The organism is Gelidibacter maritimus (assembly GCF_014062315.1).
Lineage (GTDB): Bacteria > Bacteroidota > Bacteroidia > Flavobacteriales > Flavobacteriaceae > Gelidibacter > Gelidibacter maritimus.
Map to the genome: position 1 here is coordinate 48,284 of NZ_JACGLT010000014.1, position 18,458 is coordinate 66,741.

At 39.2% G+C, this 18,458-nt stretch carries 22 protein-coding genes; 1 reads left to right on the top strand and 21 read right to left on the bottom strand.

Annotated features, from left to right (window positions below):
- Positions 1-327: 327 nt before the first annotated feature.
- From H3Z82_RS15230 to H3Z82_RS15315, 18 genes are all read right to left on the bottom strand, one after another.
- Positions 328-942, bottom strand: coding sequence for an acyltransferase (locus H3Z82_RS15230; protein WP_182206357.1), 615 nt, complete (start codon positions 940-942; stop codon positions 328-330).
- Positions 943-991: 49 nt separating this feature from the next.
- Positions 992-1,366 carry a four helix bundle protein gene (locus tag H3Z82_RS15235; RefSeq protein WP_182206358.1) on the bottom strand — a complete coding sequence of 125 codons (375 nt, stop codon included), beginning with the start codon at positions 1,364-1,366 and terminating at the stop codon, positions 992-994.
- 62 nt (positions 1,367-1,428) lie between these two features.
- Positions 1,429-2,178 carry an enoyl-CoA hydratase/isomerase family protein gene (locus H3Z82_RS15240; RefSeq protein ID WP_182206359.1) on the bottom strand — a complete coding sequence of 250 codons (750 nt, stop codon included), beginning with the start codon at positions 2,176-2,178 and terminating at the stop codon, positions 1,429-1,431.
- A 112-nt stretch (positions 2,179-2,290) separates the two neighbouring features.
- Positions 2,291-4,789: a phenylacetic acid degradation bifunctional protein PaaZ gene (paaZ, locus tag H3Z82_RS15245; protein ID WP_182206360.1), complete on the bottom strand. Its 2,499-nt coding sequence runs from the start codon at positions 4,787-4,789 to the stop codon at positions 2,291-2,293.
- A gap of 163 nt (positions 4,790-4,952) precedes the next feature.
- The gene (locus tag H3Z82_RS15250; RefSeq protein WP_182206361.1) at positions 4,953-5,285 is read right to left on the bottom strand and encodes a type II toxin-antitoxin system PemK/MazF family toxin; all 333 of its coding nucleotides are present in this window, start codon (positions 5,283-5,285) and stop codon (positions 4,953-4,955) included.
- Positions 5,282-5,527, bottom strand: coding sequence for a ribbon-helix-helix domain-containing protein (locus H3Z82_RS15255; protein WP_182206362.1), 246 nt, complete (start codon positions 5,525-5,527; stop codon positions 5,282-5,284). The genes H3Z82_RS15250 and H3Z82_RS15255 overlap by 4 nt, the downstream gene beginning before the upstream one ends.
- Before the next feature lie 149 nt (positions 5,528-5,676).
- Positions 5,677-6,891: a 3-oxoadipyl-CoA thiolase gene (gene pcaF, locus H3Z82_RS15260; RefSeq protein ID WP_182206363.1), complete on the bottom strand. Its 1,215-nt coding sequence runs from the start codon at positions 6,889-6,891 to the stop codon at positions 5,677-5,679.
- A gap of 233 nt (positions 6,892-7,124) precedes the next feature.
- Positions 7,125-7,988, bottom strand: coding sequence for a KPN_02809 family neutral zinc metallopeptidase (ypfJ, locus tag H3Z82_RS15265; RefSeq protein ID WP_182206364.1), 864 nt, complete (start codon positions 7,986-7,988; stop codon positions 7,125-7,127).
- A 52-nt stretch (positions 7,989-8,040) separates the two neighbouring features.
- Positions 8,041-8,445, bottom strand: coding sequence for a PaaI family thioesterase (locus tag H3Z82_RS15270; RefSeq protein ID WP_182206365.1), 405 nt, complete (start codon positions 8,443-8,445; stop codon positions 8,041-8,043).
- Positions 8,446-8,621: 176 nt separating this feature from the next.
- Entirely contained in the window at positions 8,622-9,827 is a 1,206-nt protein-coding gene (locus H3Z82_RS15275; protein ID WP_182206366.1) for a 3-hydroxyacyl-CoA dehydrogenase NAD-binding domain-containing protein, read from the bottom strand.
- A 66-nt stretch (positions 9,828-9,893) separates the two neighbouring features.
- On the bottom strand, positions 9,894-10,262 hold the full coding sequence (locus H3Z82_RS15280; protein ID WP_182206367.1) for a four helix bundle protein: 369 nt from the start codon (positions 10,260-10,262) through the stop codon (positions 9,894-9,896).
- Positions 10,263-10,306: 44 nt separating this feature from the next.
- Complete coding sequence (locus tag H3Z82_RS15285) at positions 10,307-11,086, bottom strand: enoyl-CoA hydratase-related protein (RefSeq protein ID WP_182206368.1); 780 nt, start codon at positions 11,084-11,086, stop codon at positions 10,307-10,309.
- 104 nt (positions 11,087-11,190) lie between these two features.
- A complete protein-coding gene (paaD, locus tag H3Z82_RS15290) occupies positions 11,191-11,691 on the bottom strand; it encodes a 1,2-phenylacetyl-CoA epoxidase subunit PaaD (RefSeq protein ID WP_182206369.1) in 501 nt (166 codons plus the stop codon).
- Positions 11,692-11,789: 98 nt separating this feature from the next.
- On the bottom strand, positions 11,790-12,542 hold the full coding sequence (gene paaC, locus H3Z82_RS15295; RefSeq protein WP_182206370.1) for a 1,2-phenylacetyl-CoA epoxidase subunit PaaC: 753 nt from the start codon (positions 12,540-12,542) through the stop codon (positions 11,790-11,792).
- A gap of 118 nt (positions 12,543-12,660) precedes the next feature.
- Positions 12,661-12,951, bottom strand: a complete 291-nt coding sequence (paaB, locus tag H3Z82_RS15300; protein ID WP_027125816.1) for a 1,2-phenylacetyl-CoA epoxidase subunit PaaB — start codon at positions 12,949-12,951, stop codon at positions 12,661-12,663.
- Between the two features lie 80 nt (positions 12,952-13,031).
- The gene (gene paaA / locus H3Z82_RS15305) at positions 13,032-13,988 is read right to left on the bottom strand and encodes a 1,2-phenylacetyl-CoA epoxidase subunit PaaA (RefSeq protein WP_182206371.1); all 957 of its coding nucleotides are present in this window, start codon (positions 13,986-13,988) and stop codon (positions 13,032-13,034) included.
- A 162-nt stretch (positions 13,989-14,150) separates the two neighbouring features.
- On the bottom strand, positions 14,151-15,224 hold the full coding sequence (gene paaE / locus H3Z82_RS15310) for a 1,2-phenylacetyl-CoA epoxidase subunit PaaE (RefSeq protein ID WP_182206372.1): 1,074 nt from the start codon (positions 15,222-15,224) through the stop codon (positions 14,151-14,153).
- Between the two features lie 153 nt (positions 15,225-15,377).
- On the bottom strand, positions 15,378-15,950 hold the full coding sequence (locus H3Z82_RS15315; protein WP_317172465.1) for a TetR/AcrR family transcriptional regulator: 573 nt from the start codon (positions 15,948-15,950) through the stop codon (positions 15,378-15,380).
- 75 nt (positions 15,951-16,025) lie between these two features.
- On the opposite strand from H3Z82_RS15315, the gene H3Z82_RS15320 reads away from it, so the two are divergent.
- A complete protein-coding gene (locus H3Z82_RS15320) occupies positions 16,026-16,337 on the top strand; it encodes a rhodanese-like domain-containing protein (RefSeq protein WP_182206373.1) in 312 nt (103 codons plus the stop codon).
- 72 nt (positions 16,338-16,409) lie between these two features.
- Here the strand turns inward: H3Z82_RS15320 and H3Z82_RS15325 are convergent, their stop codons facing one another.
- The 3 genes from H3Z82_RS15325 to gldB are packed head-to-tail and all read right to left on the bottom strand — an operon-like array spanning position 16,410 to position 18,365.
- Entirely contained in the window at positions 16,410-17,021 is a 612-nt protein-coding gene (locus H3Z82_RS15325; protein ID WP_182206374.1) for a DUF4230 domain-containing protein, read from the bottom strand.
- A 46-nt stretch (positions 17,022-17,067) separates the two neighbouring features.
- Positions 17,068-17,406 carry a gliding motility protein GldC gene (gene gldC / locus H3Z82_RS15330; protein ID WP_182206375.1) on the bottom strand — a complete coding sequence of 113 codons (339 nt, stop codon included), beginning with the start codon at positions 17,404-17,406 and terminating at the stop codon, positions 17,068-17,070.
- Positions 17,406-18,365 (bottom strand): gliding motility lipoprotein GldB, encoded by a 960-nt coding sequence (gene gldB, locus H3Z82_RS15335; RefSeq protein WP_182206376.1) that lies wholly within the window; start codon positions 18,363-18,365, stop codon positions 17,406-17,408. The genes gldC and gldB overlap by 1 nt, the downstream gene beginning before the upstream one ends.
- Positions 18,366-18,458 lie beyond the last annotated feature (93 nt).

Consider the following 18,458-nt stretch of genomic DNA (forward strand, 5'->3'; position numbering starts at 1 on the left):
CTTATTTTCAATCCTTCAAGGTTTTTGAATCCATGCGGATTAACCCTTTTTTATTGATTCTATATTACTTTCTTGTTTTGACATTGCGTTAGCGATTACTCAACCACACTTATTTGATAATTAAGAAATCGTGAATGCTCAGCATTTGAACGATTTGTTTGAGCTCTCCCAACTTTTCGTTGGGAAGCGAGTAGTTAAAGTGCGACCCTTGGGTAACGCCCAACTATTTCAAATTATAATCATCCTCCGTGTATGATACATTATCCTTCATAGCATTGCAATTAATACCGCGAACTGAATATAATATCTGCCCTCATCATTCTGCTTTTAATCAGAAGATTCCTCCTTTCGCAGGAAGTGTTCGCGAAGCGTCTTATACACATCTTCCTGTAACTTCATGTTTTCAGGAACCTCCCTTAATGGCTCTACTTCTCTTAAACTCTCATGGCAATCGGCTGGTAATTGCTGATAAAGTTGCGTTCCTTTAGTTTTCCAAGCAATCATTTCATCGCTTACTTGTTTAATTACCTTTGCCGGATTACCAACTACCAAACTGCGTTTTGGAATAATGGTTTCTGCTTTTACAAAACTCATGGCTCCAACGATGCATTCATCGCCAATTTCAGCATCATCCATAATAACAGAATTCATCCCAATCAGGCAATTTCTACCCAAATTGGCACCGTGAATTATGGCACCATGACCAACATGAGCGCTTTCTTGTAGTCTAATCGACTTGCCCGGAAACATGTGCACCGTGCAATTTTCTTGAACGTTGACACCATCCTCCAAAATAATCTGTCCCCAATCGCCGCGAATGGCTGCTCCTGGACCGATATAGCAGTTTTTGCCGATAATGACATTTCCTGTGACTGCAGCTAATGGGTGCACAAAACTGGATTCGTGTACAACGGGAACGTAGTTGTTGAATTTATAGATCATAGATAATAGAGTTTAGTGGGTAGTGGGTAGTGGGTAGTGGGTAGATTGTTCATGTTTTCTTATTTTTTAAGTATTTCATTAAAGCAGACAACATTTTATTAATTTCAACAAGCAAAGACCTGTTAACTTCACTTTGCTCAAATGTTATATAATTACGCAATCGTGCTTTTGTAGTTGCAGCGACACATTCTAAAGCACTACCGCGTGCGATTCTTAAATAATTTAAAAAACTTACATCAGAATTGCTCGAACCTTCAGCAATATCAAATGCAATGGAATCAGCGGCTCTTGCAAATTGCGATGATAATCGATAAGATTCATAATTGGGAAAATGATTGATTTGTCCATGAACTAATTCACCAAATTCTATAGCCTTTTGGTATACTTTTAATTCCTCAAAATTAAAATGATATTTACTTTCCATAAACCATTTCATTTAACTTCCATTCTCTGCTACCCTCTACCATCTACACCCGCTACCCTCTTCTAATTATACTCTTTAAGTTTCTCCTTCGTAAACTCACTCAACACCAATCGGCCGCTAATTTTTGCACGTTGAAGCAATAGCTGATCCCAATCTTCGGTACCACGCCAAAACATAGTTTTCATTTCGGCCATGGCTTTCGGATTGTAGCTGCACATATTTTCCGCGAATGTTTTTACAGCCTCATCCAATTCTTCGGCCGAGTCGAATACTTGGGTATACAACCCTTTTTGCATGGCCCATTCCGCCGTATAAAATGTATTGGCGTCCATGGCAATCTGTGACATTCCGCTCAATCCCAATTTTCTTTGGACTGCGGGGCCAACCACAAACGGTCCGATGCCAACATTCAGTTCGCTTAATTTGATTTGGGCATATTTAGTCGCCATACAATAATCGGTTGCTGATGCCAGTCCGACACCTCCTCCAACAGTTTTGCCTTGGATACGACCGATGATGAATTTTGGACATTTTCGCATGGCATTAATGACATTGGCGAATCCCGAAAAGAATATCTTTCCTGTTTCCTCATCGTTGATAGCAACAAGTTCGTTAAAGCTCGCACCTGCGCAGAATGTTCTATCGCCACCACTCTGCAGCACGATGACTTTAATGCTATCGTCTTCCCCAGCAGAATGAATGGTTCTTGCCAATTCTGAAAGCAGATTTCCGGGCAAGGAATTATGGGCAGGATGAAAAAATTCGATATATCCTACTCCGTTTTTGTTTTTTAGTGTTACGTATGGCTCCATATATTAGGATCAAGATTTTTAGAATCAAGAATCAAGACTGTTTTGACTCTTGAATGAGATTTTATGATTGAAACCTTTCAGGTTTTAAAAACCTGAAAGGTTTGTGCTATTTTCAAATTAATCCGAACTGCTCAAAGTGATGATTCAGATGTTTTCTTTCCAACAAGTACGATTCATATTTATTCAATTCACCAAAAACCAAGTTTTTCAATTTTGCTTCTGGATGTTCTTTAAAAAATGCGACATACCTTTCTCTTTGTTCTTGGAATTTTTGTTTTGCAGTTTCTAAATCTGGATATTTTAATTCATCCAATTTATCTTTTTCGAGTAATGGAAAATTCGAATTCCTTGGAAATTTCTCATAGGTATAGAGACTTGCATGAATTTTTTCCAATATCTTTTCCGGTGTCGTGATATCAAAATCCTGAACTTCACCTGAAGCGATTTTGTAAGTGTATTCCAGATGCTCCAACATGTGCTGTGGGGTCATGATGCCCCATTTTGGTTTCATGTCTGGAGTTAATTTTGAAAGAAGCTCTTCAATTTTCTCATCGGTCATTTCTACAAACACTTCTTGTTTTTTCTGAACCATGGTTAAAATTGTCGCTACGGCTACCAATTCATCTTCTGCATCGAAAACCTCAACAAACCATTTGACAATTCCACTTGGATGTTCTGCGGAAGCGACATCTCTGTCCACTTTTTGTTTACAGGTCAATCGCACATAAATGGTATCGTTATGATATAATGGGCGTAAAAATCGACAGTCTTCCAATCCGTAGTTGGCAGCTACAGGACCTTTATTTGGATAGACAAACAATCCAGCGGCAGCAGCAATGATGAAATAGCCATGGGCAGTTCGTTTTTCAAAAATGCTCCCATCCAAGGAAGTGATATCCGTATGGGCATAAAAATGGTCCCAAGTGAGATTCGAAAAATTGATAATATCTGTATCAGTAAGCGTCCGTTTATGGGTCTTTAAGGACATACCAGGTTGAATATCTTCCCAATGGTATTTGAATGGATGCTGCTCTGCTTCTTTGTATTTGGCTTTGGCTTGATAAATACCAGTAATTTCGGTCAATGTGGTTGGGGATCCTTGGATGGCAGTTCGTTGTAAGTAATGCTTAATGCCTCTTAATCCTCCCATTTCTTCACCACCTCCCGCACGTCCTGGACCTCCATGAACCAAATTCGGCAATGGCGACCCGTGACCAGTGCTTTCCTTGGCCATTTCTCGGTTGATGACTAAAATCCGGCCGTGATGACTTGCCGCATTGACGACATATTCTTTAGCGATTTTATCGTCGAAAGTTGCAATAGACGACACCAGAGAACCTTTACCCATTTGGGCCAAAGTAACAGCTTCTTCTATATTTTTATAAGGCATAATGGTGCTCACTGGACCAAAAGCTTCGGTTTCGTGAACCGATAAGTTTTTAAACGGGTTGTCTTCACGCAGCAAAATCGGACTTAAAAACGCTCCTTTTTTGGAATCAGCGCCAATTGTCTCTATTTTATCCAAATCGCCATAAACAATACTGGCGGTTTTAGCCAATTCCTCCACACGATTCCTAACTTCCGTTACTTGATCCCTGCTTATCAATGCACCCATTCTGACGCCCTTAAGTCTCGGATCGCCAATAGTAACCCTGTCCAAAGCTTTTCCTAAGGCAACCTGAACATCTTCGACCAAATCTTGTGGTACAATAATGCGACGGATTGCTGTACATTTTTGTCCACATTTGACTGTCATTTCATTTCTGACTTCTTTGATAAACAAATCAAATTCGGGAGTTCCAGGAACAGCATCTTCACCTAATATTGAAGCGTTCAAAGAATCAGCCTCCATATTGAAAGGGACGGATTCTTCAATGATTCGTTTATGCGATTTTAACAAGCGACCGGTGGTTGCTGAGCCTGTAAAGGTCACCACATCCTGTGATTCGACAGTATCTAAAATAGTTCGTGCTGAGCCTGTAATTAATTGTAAAGCACCTTCGGGAAGAATACCCGATGCTATAATTTCACGCACCACAGCTTCGGTTAAAAACGAACCATTCGTTGCTGGTTTTACTACTGCAGGAACACCCGCCATCCAATTGGATGCACATTTTTCCAACATGCCCCAAACCGGGAAGTTAAAGGCGTTAATATGAACTGCCACTCCACGCTTTGGCACCATGATATGATGCGCCATAAAGCGTCCACCACGTGATAAATCGATAGGCTCTCCTTCTACATGATAGGATTGGTTAGGAAATAATTTTCTTAAGGATGCGTTGGAAAAAAGGTTACCAAATCCGCCTTCAATATCAATCCAACTATCCATTCTGGTTGCGCCGGTTCTATAACTTAATTCGTAGAAAGCCTCCTTTCTCTTTGTAAGATATAAAGCCAAGCTTTTCAACATATTCCCACGTTCTTGAAAGGTCATTTTCCGAAGCACTTCACCCCCTTTGGTTCTTCCATAATGAAGAATTTCGGCGAAATCCAATCCTTGAGTGTCTGAAAGCGCAACGACTTCGCCAGTGATGGCATCGTACATAGGAGTACCTTCTCCTTTACCTTCAATCCATTGTCCTGTGACGTAATTTTGTATTTTTTTCATTCTATCCCATCCCTTTCCAAACGAAAGGGCTTTTTGTTAGTTAAACTTCTTTACTTCTATATTCATAATTCGGTTCAGAACCAATACTCCTAATCCAAAATCCTCCAATCAGTCAGGTCCTTTCACTCAGTACCGAAAATTACAATGAATACCATATTCAATTTTATAATCGTAAAATATCATCAAGTGTTTTTTTTATTTCTAAAACAATTTCTTCTGAAATAACCCCTATTTTCTTCTTAAAACGCAATTTCGAAAGTGTTCTAACTTGAAATACCAAAACTTCCGAAGGCACTTCCAAACCATTAATTTTATCAGGTTTTAAAATGGGATTTCCTTTATAACCTTTGATTGAACTTGTTAGCGGGCATACAATTGCCAAATCAGATTTTGAATTCATCAAGTTCCCACTTATAATAACTGCTGGTCTATTATCCGCCTGTTCACTGCCCTTTATTGGGTCAAAATAAACATTCCAAATCTCACCCTGTTTCATTTCTTTTCCAGCTCCTCTAAAATCCTGACGTAATCTTCCAAGCCTTCTTCTGCAATTAAGAGCATTTCTGGATCCTTTGCAGCACGTTGAAAGGATTTGGCATATTCAGCACGCTTGATTTGGTCTAAATAATATTCCAATGCTTTCTCTATAATTTTGTTCTTCGGTAGCTTAAGTTTTTTTGCCGTATCAGCAAGCTCCTTAAGCAATTCGTCCGGTAATGATGATGTAAATGTTGCCATTTTATATTTATTTTATATAAATATAGATAACATTTATAAATTTTTATATCAAGTTTGTGGAAACTTGCTGTTGTTAACATTCTTCGGAGAATGAACTGAGCTTTAGGGAGCCAATGAGATTAACTACGCTGAACCTAAAGGTTTCCTGCCTACGCAGGAATTCGTTCTATAATAGCCGCATAACCTTGTCCAACCCCAATACACATGGTAATCAACGCATATCTTTTTCCCGTTTCTTTAAGCTCCAGTGCGGCAGAATATGCCACTCGAGTTCCCGTTACGCCGAGCGGATGACCAATGGCAATGGCTCCTCCGTTAGGATTCAATCTCGGGTCGTCGTCTGCCAATCCCCATGCTCTTGTGCACGCCAAAGCTTGAGCTGCAAAGGCTTCATTGAGTTCGATAATATCCATGTCTTCCATCGTCAAACCTGCTTTTTCAAGCGCCTTATTAGAAGCTTCCACGGGACCAATGCCCATGACTCTCGGCTCAACGCCAACCACTGCTGAACTTACAATTCTTGCCAATGGTTTTAAATTGTATTTTTTAACGGCTGATTCCGAAGCGATGATGGTTGCAGCGGCACCATCATTCAGCCCCGAGGAATTACCTGCGGTGACGCTTCCTCCCTCAGCTTTGAATGCCCCACGTAATTTCCCTAAAACTTCTAAAGAGGTATTCGGTTTTACAAATTCGTCTTTTGAAAATTTAATAGGGTCTTTTTTTCGTTGAGGAATTTCAACAGTCATAATTTCTTTCGCTAAACGCCCGTTTTCTTGAGCTTTAGCTGCTTTCATTTGGCTCCAATAAGCAAACTTATCCTGATCCTCACGTGAGATATTATATTTATCTACCAGATTTTCAGCAGTTTGACCCATACCTTCGGTTCCATATAGTTTTTGCATTTTCGGATTGACAAACCGCCATCCGAAACTGGAATCGTACATTTGAGCATCGGTTCCAAAAGCTTTTGAGGGTTTTGCAACCACATAGGGCCCACGAGTCATATGTTCCACCCCACCGGCAATAAAAATATCACCGTCTCCAGCTTTTATGGCACGATTGGCGTGAATGATTGCTGATAATCCTGAGCTACATAAACGGTTGACCGTTTCACCTGGAACGGTAAATGGCAATCCAGCCAATAATGAAGCCATGCGTGCCACATTCCGATTGTCTTCGCCTGCTTGATTGGCACAGCCCAAAATGACATCGTCGTAGGCATCCTTTGGGATGTTTGGGTTCCGTTTGACAATCTCTTCTATGACCAAAGCTGCTAAATCGTCAGTTCTTACTGCAGATAATGTGCCTTGATAACTTCCTATTGGTGTTCTAATGCCGTCTATGATATATGCTTCTTTCATAAGCTTGCTTTATTCCCGCGAAGGCGGGAATCTTATTGTTTAAAAGACCAACAAGGTTTTTAACCTTTGCTGGTTGTTAAATTATTTGTTTATTAATTTAATATTTCCAGGATTAAAACGATTCTGTCATACACTGGACAATTTTTGTGTGTTAAAGTCATCAATCGTTATCAGCGGTATTTACAATGCTAACGCTCTTACAACACTGAGATTCCTGCCTACGCAGGAATTGGTTAATTCAAAAGTTCTGAAAACGTATCGCCTTGTCTGATATCGCCAGTTTTATAACCTTTCATAAACCAATGCATTCGTTGCTCAGAAGTGCCGTGAGTAAAACTATCCGGTTGCACACTGCCTTGTGTTCGTTTTTGAATAGCATCATCACCCACTGCATTTGCAGCGCTTAATGCCTCTTCAATATCACCTTCTTCCAAATATTCTTTATTGTGATGCGCCCATACACCTGCATAGAAATCGGCCTGAAGCTCTTGTGCTACAGAAAGTTGATTGGCTTGTGCTGCACTGGATTGTTGTTGCATTTGCCTGACCTTTTGAGACGTGCCGAGCAAGGTTTGAACGTGATGACCAATTTCATGAGCCGTAACATAAGCAATTGCAAAATCGCCACCCTTGGCGCCAAATCGACTTCTTAGCTGGTCAAAAAAGGATAAATCCATATATACTTTTTGATCTGCAGGACAGTAAAAGGGCCCTGCCGCAGCACTTGCATTTCCGCAACCAGTTCTTACAGCGTCTGTAAACAAAACCACATTAGGCTCTTTATAAGCTCCCAAACCATTATCCCTGAATATTTGGTTCCAAATATCTTCAGTATCCACCACCACTGCATTCATAAACGCACCAAGTTCCTTTTCTTTCTCAGTTAATTCTCTTTGCTCTCCAGATTCTGATACCGATTGCGATTGATTGACCTGATCCAAAATTGGCGCTAATACTTGTCCGGTTTCGCCACCAAACATTTGTAGCAGGACTACAACTACGGCGATTATACCACCACCAGCAGCAAATTTACCCTTAGTGGACATACCGCGACGGTCTTCCAAATTCCCACTTTGTCTTCTACCTCTCCATTTCATATATTTTAGTGTTTAAAATTTTTAGTTATTAAATTTAAAACATTCTTTCTTATTATTCCCATTCTTTATTGGTTCTATAAACCACCCCTTTAAAAAGCGCGACCAATTCATCACCCCGTTTCACCTCGACAATATTAAATCCCAATTTATTTTTAACCTTCTCAATGACAGATTCAGCCACTATATAATCACCTTCATCTAAAGCTTCGATATGGTTGATACTTGTTTCGATAGAAACTGCGTATTTACCATGGGTATTGGCCGTAAATCCGAAAGCGGTGTCTGCTAATGAATAACTGATGCCACCGTGAGCTTTACCCATACTGTTTAGCATTTCCTTTCTTATCGTTAATCCGACTTTACAACGCCCTATTTCGCATTCTAAAATTTCAATGCCGAGCCAGGTACTGTAGGCATCGAAGGAGAGCATTTTATATGGTATAAGGGTTTCGTTCATTTAGTGATGAGTTTTGTAGAGATGAGAGGTGAGTGAAGTCATACGACTTATCACAATTCAGCTCTTATTATTTAAGTGTCTTCTCAAAGCAGATATCATTTTTGATTGATGATTAACGATTTTTGATTGTTGAAGTGTCCAAACTTCTGAATTCAAAAATCAGCACTCTTCAATCGTTAATCAAAAAACCTCATACCTTCAGAAAGCATTCGTCGCAACAACGGGCTACACCGATACCTATCTTCATGATATTCATTGTACAATTCATCCATTTTTGTAACGCACCAATCGATGCCTTTTTCATTTGCCCATGCCAATAATCCCTTTGGGTAATTGACACCTTTGGTCATGGCATTATCTATATCTTCTGCGGAAGCGATATTCATGAATAACGCATCGGCAGCTTCGTTGATAAGCATAACAAGGACACGATCGAATATATATTGTTTTAGTTTTTTATCATGAGTGTCCTTTTCCTGATAATAATCGCGTTCAGGAATAATTATACCTCCATTTTTATCATAGTTATAATAACCTTTACCCGATTTCCTTCCCAAATATCCCGCTTCTGCAAAACGCTTTTGCGTAAAAGATGGCTTATATCTCGGATCAAAATAAAAGGCTTTAAAAACGGTTTCAGTTACCGTGTAATTGACATCGTTTCCAATAAAATCCATTAATTCGAAAGGGCCCATCCTGAAACCTCCCAAAGTTTTAAGGCTTTCATCTATGGTTATAAAACCTGCCTGTCCGGCAGGCAGGTCGGCAATTCCTTCTTCGTATATTCTTAAAGCTTCGCCATAAAAAGGCCTTGCCACCCGATTGACAATAAATCCGGGAGTGTCTTTTGCAACGGCAACAACTTTTTTCCAATCGGATATTGTATTTACGGTCTTATCCAAAATGTTTTTTGAGGTTTGAATGGCCGGAATCACCTCAACCAGTTGCATCAAGGGCGCCGGATTGAAAAAATGAATGCCGATGCAGCGCTCAGGATTTTTCAAGGCCGAAGCAATCGACGCAATGGATAAGCTTGATGTATTTGAGGCGATGATACAGTCTTCTGAAACATAGGTTTCCAGTTCTGAAAACACTTTCTTCTTGATGTCCAGATTTTCAACAATAGCCTCGATGGTTAAATCGGAATCCGATAGATCATTTAAATTACTAACGTAGGAAATGTTGTTTTGAATCCGAGATTTTTCGTCAGCATCAATACGATCTTTTTCAATCAATCGTGACAATATTTTATCCAAAGCTGTTTTTGCCTTGTCTAATGCGGATTGATTGGTATCGTACAACTTCACTTTGCAGCCTGATGTTGCTGCCACTTGCGCGATGCCGCTTCCCATGGTTCCAGACCCTATTATTCCAATTCTCATGAATAACGAATATTGAATTTTGAACACTGAATATCGAAGTTTGATTTAGTCATACTATTCATATATTTAGCTTTTATTTTTATTTTGTGATGTACGAATACTTGAAACGAAAATCGCAATTAGTTCATTGTTCTCTTTCATTAACAGATTCAATCGTTCAATGTCTTTAATTAAATCAGCACCTTTTTGAATCTTGAGATTGACTAAGGACTCTCTCAATTCCTTCAAGCACAACCTCATTTTATGAAGAAAATCTCTTGCAGACTCAGCACTTTGCGCCTCTCCGTAATTAAGAGCGGCAGAAGTTGCTGAACGAATTAATTGTTTTGACAAATGCTGTGAGGCGAAACTCCCATCAATTTTTCCACAGATTAAAATAACATCAACTGCAAACTGGATTAGTCGTTCTTCCAAATCATACTTATAACTTGCCATATTAAACTTCTTTATTCGATATTAATCGGTTCGATATTCGATATTCACACTCCTTTAAACTTCGGTTTTCTTTTTTCAACAAATGCCGCAACGCCTTCTGCATAATCTTCGGTTTGTGCGGCTTCTATTTGAAATTTAGATTCTAATGCCAACTGGGCTTCCAAATCGTTGGTCATGGAGTCATTGAACAATTCCTTAATCATTCCCAAAGCTTTTGTAGGCATATTGGCAAGTTTCAAAGCCAGTTGATTGACATCCTCTTCAAAGCTTTCCAAAGGCAGAACTTTATAGAGCATTCCCATTTTTTCCGCTTCTTCTGCAGACACTTTATCGCCAAGCATAGCCAATGCTAATGCTTTTTGAAATCCGATAAGTCGCGGCAAGAAGAAAGTTCCCGCACTATCCGGTACTAAACCGATGAGGCTAAAGGCTTGGATAAAACTTACTTTTTCATGAGCTACAACTATATCGCATGCCAAGGCAATATTTGCACCTGCTCCTGCCGCCACGCCGTTGATGGCGCCAATGATTGGCTTTTTAATCGCACGAATTCTGGTGATGATCGGATTGTAATGTTCTTCCAAGATCTTTTTGAACCCCGGATTCAATTCTGGAGAGGTGACTTCTTTTAAATCTTGACCCGCGCAAAATGCTTTTCCATTTCCGGTCAAAACAATGGCCCGAACGGCGTCATTTTTTTCACAAGCATCCAGTGTGTCTTGTAATCGTAACGCCATTTCACGATTAAAGCTGTTGAAGACTTCTGGGCGGTTGAGCGTGATATACGCAACACTATTTTTTATTTCTAATACTATTGAATTCATATTTTTTTAATATCGAATATCGAACTAAGAATAACGAATAATGAAGTGGGCTTAATCCAAACTTCATGATTCGTTATTTATAAATCAGTATTCATTATTCATTCTCATTTTAAACATTTAAAATAATCAAAGGGTTCCAAACAGTCATCACACTGAAATTGTGCTTTACACGCTGTTGAACCAAACTGACTCACCATTTTTGTGTTTGTTGAACCACATTGCGGACATTTTACAATGCGTTTGCCGTGCAATAAAACATCTTTATCGGCTTCTGCACCCAAGGGAGCCGCGATGCCATAATCCTCCAAAGCTTTTCTGCCTCTTGGGGTAATCCAATCGGTGGTCCAAGCTGGGGATAAGATTAATTCTACTTCCGATTTATATCCTGCATCTTTTAAGGCTTTTTTGATATCGTCACCAATAACGTCCATCGCCGGACATCCACTATAGGTTGGTGTGATTTGAACTTTTACAATTCCATTTTCAATGAGAGCACTACGCACCACTCCCATGTCCATGATGGAAAGGACTGGGATTTCTGGATCGGAAACTGTCTCCAGGATCGGGATTAATTTAGGGTCGATATGTTGTTCTGTTGTGATCATAGTTAATATCGAATATCGAACGCTGAATAATGAATTATGAAGTTTCGTTCGGATTAACTTCATTATTCGATATTCAAACTTCCTTATTCATGATTTTGTCACCATTCCATATTTGGATAAGTGCGCTGCATATATTGTAGTTCCGCCAATAGGAATCCCATATGTTCGGTATGAATCCCCATTTTTCCTCCTTTTTGGAAGTATTTGGATTCTGGAATGGTCAAGGTTGATTCTTCTAATACCGTATTTACTTTTTCGTAATAAGCGTTTTTTAATTTAGTAACATCTACGCCAATACCTTCTGAAACCATTGCTTTATCAGCGTCAGTCTGGTGGAACAATTCATCGGTGTAGGTCCATAAGTCATCAATTGCCGCTTGCATTCGGTTTTGACTTTCTTCGGTGCCATCACCTAATCGCCTGATCCAATCCGATGAAAAACGTTGATGGTATCTTACCTCTTTTATGCATTTTGTAGCGATTGCCGCCAAGGTCATATCCTTGCTTTTTTTCAGCTCGGTCAAAAATAATAAGTGATATTCATCAAATAAAAAATGACGCGCCATGGTATATGCAAAATCGGTATTGGGCTGTTCTACCAAAAGCACGTTAACATATTCACGTTCTTTACGAAGCATGGCAATATCATCTTCTGTACGCCCATCACCAGCTATTTTCGCGGCGTATTGATAGTAACTGCGTACTTGCCCTAATAAATCCAAAGAAATATTGGTACAGGCAATGTCGGTTTCCAAACTCGGTCCATGTCCGCAGAGTTCGCCTATGCGTTGCCCGAGGATTAGGGAGTTGTCGGCGATGCCGAGGATGTAATTGTATAGGGACTTTTTCATTTTTTAAATTGAAATTGAACTTATTCTAAAATCAACAATCAGGATTCACAAATCGCTAATCGTTTAATTCTAAGGTTAGCTTTGCTGAACCTAAAGGTTTCCTGCCTTCGCAGGAAGTCTACATGTACTTCACCTCATCAGGTAACTCATAAAACGTGGGATGACGATAGACCTTGTCTTTTGCTGGCTCAAACATTTCGCCATTGTGTTCCGGATTGGAGGCGGTGATGTTTTTGGATTCTACAACCCATATGCTGACGCCTTCATTCCTGCGCGTGTAAACGTCACGAGCATTTTCTAAAGCCATATCTGCATCTGCGGCGTGTAAACTACCGAAATGTCGATGTTCCAGTCCGTTTTTACTTCTTACGAAGACTTCCCATAGAGGCCAATTCTTTGTTGTTGTCATAGTTTTGTGACTTAATATTATGATTCAAACCTGTAAAGCTATAATTCAAACCTACAAGGTTTTGAAAACCTTGCAGGTGGTTATACTGCTTCTTTTTCTTTTCTTTCGGCTTTCTTTTCGGCGTGTGCCATAGCGGCATCGCGCACCCACTCACCGCGTTCCCAGGCGCCAACCCTGGCTTTCATACGCTCTTTGTTCATTGGACCATGACCTTTGACCACTTGCCAAAACTCATCCCAGTCAATTTCACCAAAATCATAACTTCCGCGTTCTTCGTTCCATTTTAAATCGGGGTCAGGAATGGTCAAGCCAATCAAATCTGCTTGTGGCACAGTTTGATCAATGAATTGCTGACGTAATTCGTCATTGGATTTACGCTTCAGTTTCCATTTCATGGATTGTTCGGTATGCACAGATTCCGCGTCGGTAGGCCCCAACATCATTAAACTTGGCCACCACCATCGGTTTAAAGCATCTTGTGCCATTTCTTTTTGTTCTGGTGTGCCGCTAGACAGCTTGATCATGATCTCATACCCTTGACGTTGATGGAAACTTTCTTCCTTACAAACCCTGACCATCGCTCTGGCATAAGGTCCAAAAGAAGTGCTGCATAAAGGCACTTGATTGATAATGGCCGCACCATCCACCAACCATCCAATAGCGCCGATATCGGCCCAAGTAATGGTTGGATAATTAAAAATACTTGAGTACTTAGCCTTGCCCGTGTGCAACTGCTCATACATTTCCTCACGTGAAATACCTAAAGTTTCAGTTGCAGAATAAAGATATAGACCATGGCCTGCTTCGTCCTGGACTTTGGCCAATAACGCTACTTTCCGTCTTAAAGAAGGCGCTCTGGTGATCCAATTTCCTTCTGGAAGCATCCCGACGACTTCTGAATGCGCATGTTGCGACATCTGACGGATATGCGTCTGACGGTACTTTTCCGGCATCCAATCTTTCGGTTCAATTTTTTCGTCTCTTGCAATTCGTTCTTCGAACTGCTTTTCTAAATTTCTTATTTGCTCTTCACTCATGATATTAAATATTAGTGAATGGTTAGTTGTATGTCTTAGATCTCACAGGTTTTATCCTGTTTACTATCGAGACTGTGAGATCTCGTTACACATATGATATTTTAGTAGCGTTTCATACTCTTTAGGCCTATTCTTTCAATAAACCTTGCTGCTGAATGTAAATTAAACGTCAAAATCCACCACAACTTTATCACTTGTCGGGACGGCTTGGCAACTTAACACAAAATTCTGTTCTACTTCCTTATCAGCCAGCGCATAATTCTTTTTCATTTGTACCGAGCCCTCTAATACCTGACATTTGCAGGTGCTACAAACACCGCCTTTACAAGCAAATGGCAAATCGGCCCCAGCAGCCAAGGCACCATCGAGAATATTGTCAAAATCATCGTCCATGATAAAATGGAATTCTTTTCCACCGTCAATGATGGTGACTTGTGTTCCATCAATTCGCTGTTCCAGCACTTCAGCAATATGTTTATTTTCTTCTTCTGAACTCCCGGTAAAAAACAATTCAAAATGAATTCTATTCTTAGGCATTCCTGCGGCCTGTAATTCATCGCGAATTAAATAAATCATATCTTGCGGACCACAAATGAACGCATGTTGCGTATCTGGTATATCTATAAAGGTCTTGGTCAATACCGCCAATTTCTCTTTGTCAAAACGTCCGTTCAAAAACGGAATGTCACGCTGTTCCTTCGTTAAAAAATAAAAGACCTGAAACCTTTCAAAGAACTCATTCTTAAGCTGTTCGATTTCTTCTTTAAAGATAATGGATTTTACCGTTCTGTTCAAGTAAAACAACTTAAAGGTGCTGTTTGGCTCCTCGTACAAATGGGTTTTGATGATGGACATTAATGGCGTAATACCACTTCCAGCGGCAAATGCGATATAATTATTGCTCGCCTCAACATCTACATCAACCGTAAATTCACCGTGAGGCACCATGACTTCAAGCGTATCTCCCCTTTTTAGTTCGTTGAATGCATAATTTGAAAACACGCCGTTCCGTATGGTTTTGACAGCAACTTTCCATTCGCCATCCAATGGACTTGAGAATAGCGAATAATTACGCCGAATGTCTTCACCGTTTAACTCCTTGCGCAAAGTCAAATGCTGACCTTGGCGGTATTTAAATGTTTCTTTTAGCTCGTCAGGAATATCAAAAGCAATGACTACGCAATCTTTTGTTTCCTTGTAAATATCTGCCACTTTAAGGTTGTGGAATTCTGCCATAATCCTATACCTAACCCCTTCCAAAGGAAAGGGAATTTTTGTTTTATTAAATTCAGTTTAACTACAAGTACCTAAGCTCGAGGATAGGAAAACTTGCAGACAACAAACTAACACTTGTTAGTTTGAATACAAATTTACAAAATTTATTGTAAACTATTTGTTAATTCCGTTGATAAGGACATCACTCAAGTTTTGTGCTAAGATTTTAGGATCAAGGTCGTCTTTATTTGGGATCCATAAGTACAAGGAACGAAGTGTAGAAAGTATTGAAAACATAATGACCTCAGGATTAGTATCAACAATTTCGTTACTGGCTATTCCATTTTTGATGATGGCTACAAAATCCTGTTCATAACCCTCTCGAAGCTGTAAATAATACTCTAATTGCTCCTCTAAATGCATCCAATCATTATTAAGTGAAGCCATTCCGTATGGGTTTTTAGTAGTAATGTCAACATGCAGCGCAACAATTAAATTTAATTTTCTGATGACCGTTTCGTCAGAATTTTTAATGGTTTCCATGCCTTGGGTGAACGCTTCAGCCAAAGAAATGATGATGGCTTTAAGAATTTCTTGCTTAGAGTTGATATGATTGTAAAGACTTGCAGCCTTCATCCCCATAGCTGTTGCCAAATCTCGCATGGTAACCGCACTATAACCTTTTTCTTTAAAAAGTTTTGTGGCAGTATTAATGATTTCGTCTCTACGTGTGCCTTCGGTATTCACGATTCTAAGATTAAAATTCGATATTTTGATTCAAGGGTTTGTTCAATAATTCGTAAATTTAAACAAAAGAAAGTTATGGGAATTTTTGATTTTATATTCGGTATCAAAAAAAGACAGATTCATGAACTTTTAGAAAAAGATGCCATTATTCTTGATGTTCGAACTCAAAGGGAATGGGACAATGGGCATATTAAGCATGCAAAACACATTCCTTTGGATGAATTGAAAGATAGGGTTGGCGAACTCAAGAAGTTAAACAAACCCGTTATAACGTGCTGTGCGAGTGGCGCCAGGTCAGCAAAGGCAGCCGAATACTTAAACCTAAATAATATCATCGCTACCAATGGTGGTGGCTGGTTGAGCTTGAGAAGGAAAGTGACCTCCTAAACCCCACTCAGCTCTCCCAAATGCTTAGAGTTTCAGAACATACTGCCTGTTGCGAAATGCAGGTTTTTAAACTTACAGTTTGATGTTCTGTAAATCGTCTGAAGATTTTATATAACTGCCGTCATACTGTAGGGTCCAGCCCATAGAACTGGTCAGGATATAAAATTTTGACAATTCGCTGATCAGACGATTCTGGGCATTACTTTTTAAATTTGAGGCTTCAATCTTTTTCATCAATTGCACCCTGACTTTATCTTTAATTTTATTGTAATCTTCTGCTTTAAAAGGATTTAAATAATCCGCTGTGACATCATAATACTCAAAATCCGGATTGATATTGATCTCTTCTTTCGGGATACTTATAATTTTGAGAGTTTTGGAGGCTTCATCCAACTCGTATTCGATTTGACTTAAATCGTAGGAAACCGTCACATCGGCATTGACCACGACAAGAGCTTTCTTTTCGACATTGACCAAATTGGCAAAAATAGCTTTTGAGTTTTTATAGGTAAACACCTGACTGAAGTGGCCTTCAGTAACAACTAATTTGCTGACGTTCCTGATCTGCTCTTGGATGAGTGCAGAGTTTTCTTGCAGAATGGTTTCATCCTTATCATTAATAATATAGCGATAGCCGAACATAACGACCAGCACCAAAATTAAAACGTATAGGAGTTTGCGCATCGATTATTTATAATATGAAAATCCCTGTCAGGCTTTTAAAGTATGACTATTGCTTATTGAGTTCTAACTTTTCAGCAAAATAATCGCAGAAGTCCTTCATGGTTGCCGACATTTTTTCATCTTCTGTAGCACGATAGAACGTATTGCTCATTTCCACCAAGGTTTGATGGAAAAATAATTTCATTTCATCTACGGGCATATCCTTTGTCCAAAGATCAATGCGCAGACTTTCCTGTGCTTCACTATCCCAAACCGATAGCATCATGGCCTTTGCCTCTTCATTATTGATACCACCATCTTGGGCCGTCCAACTTAATTTTTCCGGCACACGATTTTCATCCAATTCTACGTGTAATTCGATAGTTGATTTTATAGTTTTTGACATTATTTGCGTGGTTTAAATTTAGAATTATTAAATATCTCGTCTGCGTCCATCTGTAACATTTCCATAAACGGAACCTCATTGTTTTTCATAAAAGACCTTACTATTTGCCAACCCAAATACTGACCTATTCTACCTGGTGACTCGCTGTCCAATTCCAAATAAAATTTAGAAAATGGAGCATCAGCAATAAACCGACCCGCCAAACTATTATCTGTGCTGAATAAAAGTTCCCGTTCGATAAAATAGCGCCAGATTTCACTTTCATTTACGATGGCCCATTCCAATTGCTCTTCAGAATATCCAATTTTTTCAGCATCTGATTTGAATGGAATCATCTGATCCTTAAAATACAATTGTTTTCCATAATAGATCATGTCATCCAATAGCGTTTTAGGTTTGGTTTGGTAAATATAACCTTCTGAATAGCTTGCTGCCAAATCGCTAACAATTTGTGATCGTTTCATATTTAAGCTTATAAAACGCTGAATGCCTTCATAAAAACGATGCTCAGAACCTAAATATGTATCCAACGAAATGAGTACAATTGTGTCGGTAACAATGGTTTTATTCCTGTAATCGACATCAGAAGTGACCGTAATCACGCGTGGAACCTTAAAGGTTTTGTCGTAGTATTTTAAATGTTGGAAAAGCGATTCGATATCGTGCTGAATATCATCAAAATTAGAATATGCTTTTTCAACTTCGCTGGACAATTCCTGCTGAAGGGAGTCATTAATCCGCTCAACCCAAACAGAGTCTGGAATACGTTCTGAAAACAAAAAAGGGTAAGTGTGTTTTAATTCAGGTAGGTCTTCAGTTTCGGCATTGGCAAAATCCAGATCAAATCGCTCAACATTTAGGTCAATATCGATTTTAGAAATTTCACTTTCTATCTGATTACTTTCTTTACAAGCGTTAAAAACAAACAGTAGGACGAATAGAAAACCAATTTTCTTCATAGATGTTTTAAACCTCTTTAATTTTTATTACTTAGGCGATTCCTTTATTTTTGTGATACAAAGGTAGTATTCTTTGTGTTAAATCTTCCAAAA

Coding starts and splice junctions, on each gene's coding strand:
- paaZ (WP_182206360.1), bottom strand. CDS start 4,789: ATGAAAAAAATACAAAATTACGTCACAGGACAATGGATTGAAGGTAAA.
- paaE (WP_182206372.1), bottom strand. CDS start 15,224: ATGGCAGAATTCCACAACCTTAAAGTGGCAGATATTTACAAGGAAACA.
- pcaF (WP_182206363.1), bottom strand. CDS start 6,891: ATGAAAGAAGCATATATCATAGACGGCATTAGAACACCAATAGGAAGT.
- H3Z82_RS15240 (WP_182206359.1), bottom strand. CDS start 2,178: ATGGAGCCATACGTAACACTAAAAAACAAAAACGGAGTAGGATATATC.
- H3Z82_RS15275 (WP_182206366.1), bottom strand. CDS start 9,827: ATGAGAATTGGAATAATAGGGTCTGGAACCATGGGAAGCGGCATCGCG.
- H3Z82_RS15255 (WP_182206362.1), bottom strand. CDS start 5,527: ATGGCAACATTTACATCATCATTACCGGACGAATTGCTTAAGGAGCTT.
- paaB (WP_027125816.1), bottom strand. CDS start 12,951: ATGACAACAACAAAGAATTGGCCTCTATGGGAAGTCTTCGTAAGAAGT.
- paaC (WP_182206370.1), bottom strand. CDS start 12,542: ATGAAAAAGTCCCTATACAATTACATCCTCGGCATCGCCGACAACTCC.
- gldB (WP_182206376.1), bottom strand. CDS start 18,365: ATGAAGAAAATTGGTTTTCTATTCGTCCTACTGTTTGTTTTTAACGCT.
- H3Z82_RS15270 (WP_182206365.1), bottom strand. CDS start 8,445: ATGAACGAAACCCTTATACCATATAAAATGCTCTCCTTCGATGCCTAC.
- H3Z82_RS15250 (WP_182206361.1), bottom strand. CDS start 5,285: ATGAAACAGGGTGAGATTTGGAATGTTTATTTTGACCCAATAAAGGGC.
- ypfJ (WP_182206364.1), bottom strand. CDS start 7,988: ATGAAATGGAGAGGTAGAAGACAAAGTGGGAATTTGGAAGACCGTCGC.
- H3Z82_RS15285 (WP_182206368.1), bottom strand. CDS start 11,086: ATGAATTCAATAGTATTAGAAATAAAAAATAGTGTTGCGTATATCACG.
- gldC (WP_182206375.1), bottom strand. CDS start 17,406: ATGTCAAAAACTATAAAATCAACTATCGAATTACACGTAGAATTGGAT.
- H3Z82_RS15280 (WP_182206367.1), bottom strand. CDS start 10,262: ATGGCAAGTTATAAGTATGATTTGGAAGAACGACTAATCCAGTTTGCA.
- H3Z82_RS15235 (WP_182206358.1), bottom strand. CDS start 1,366: ATGGAAAGTAAATATCATTTTAATTTTGAGGAATTAAAAGTATACCAA.
- H3Z82_RS15325 (WP_182206374.1), bottom strand. CDS start 17,021: ATGCGCAAACTCCTATACGTTTTAATTTTGGTGCTGGTCGTTATGTTC.
- paaD (WP_182206369.1), bottom strand. CDS start 11,691: ATGATCACAACAGAACAACATATCGACCCTAAATTAATCCCGATCCTG.
- paaA (WP_182206371.1), bottom strand. CDS start 13,988: ATGAGTGAAGAGCAAATAAGAAATTTAGAAAAGCAGTTCGAAGAACGA.
- H3Z82_RS15320 (WP_182206373.1), top strand. CDS start 16,026: ATGGGAATTTTTGATTTTATATTCGGTATCAAAAAAAGACAGATTCAT.
- H3Z82_RS15230 (WP_182206357.1), bottom strand. CDS start 942: ATGATCTATAAATTCAACAACTACGTTCCCGTTGTACACGAATCCAGT.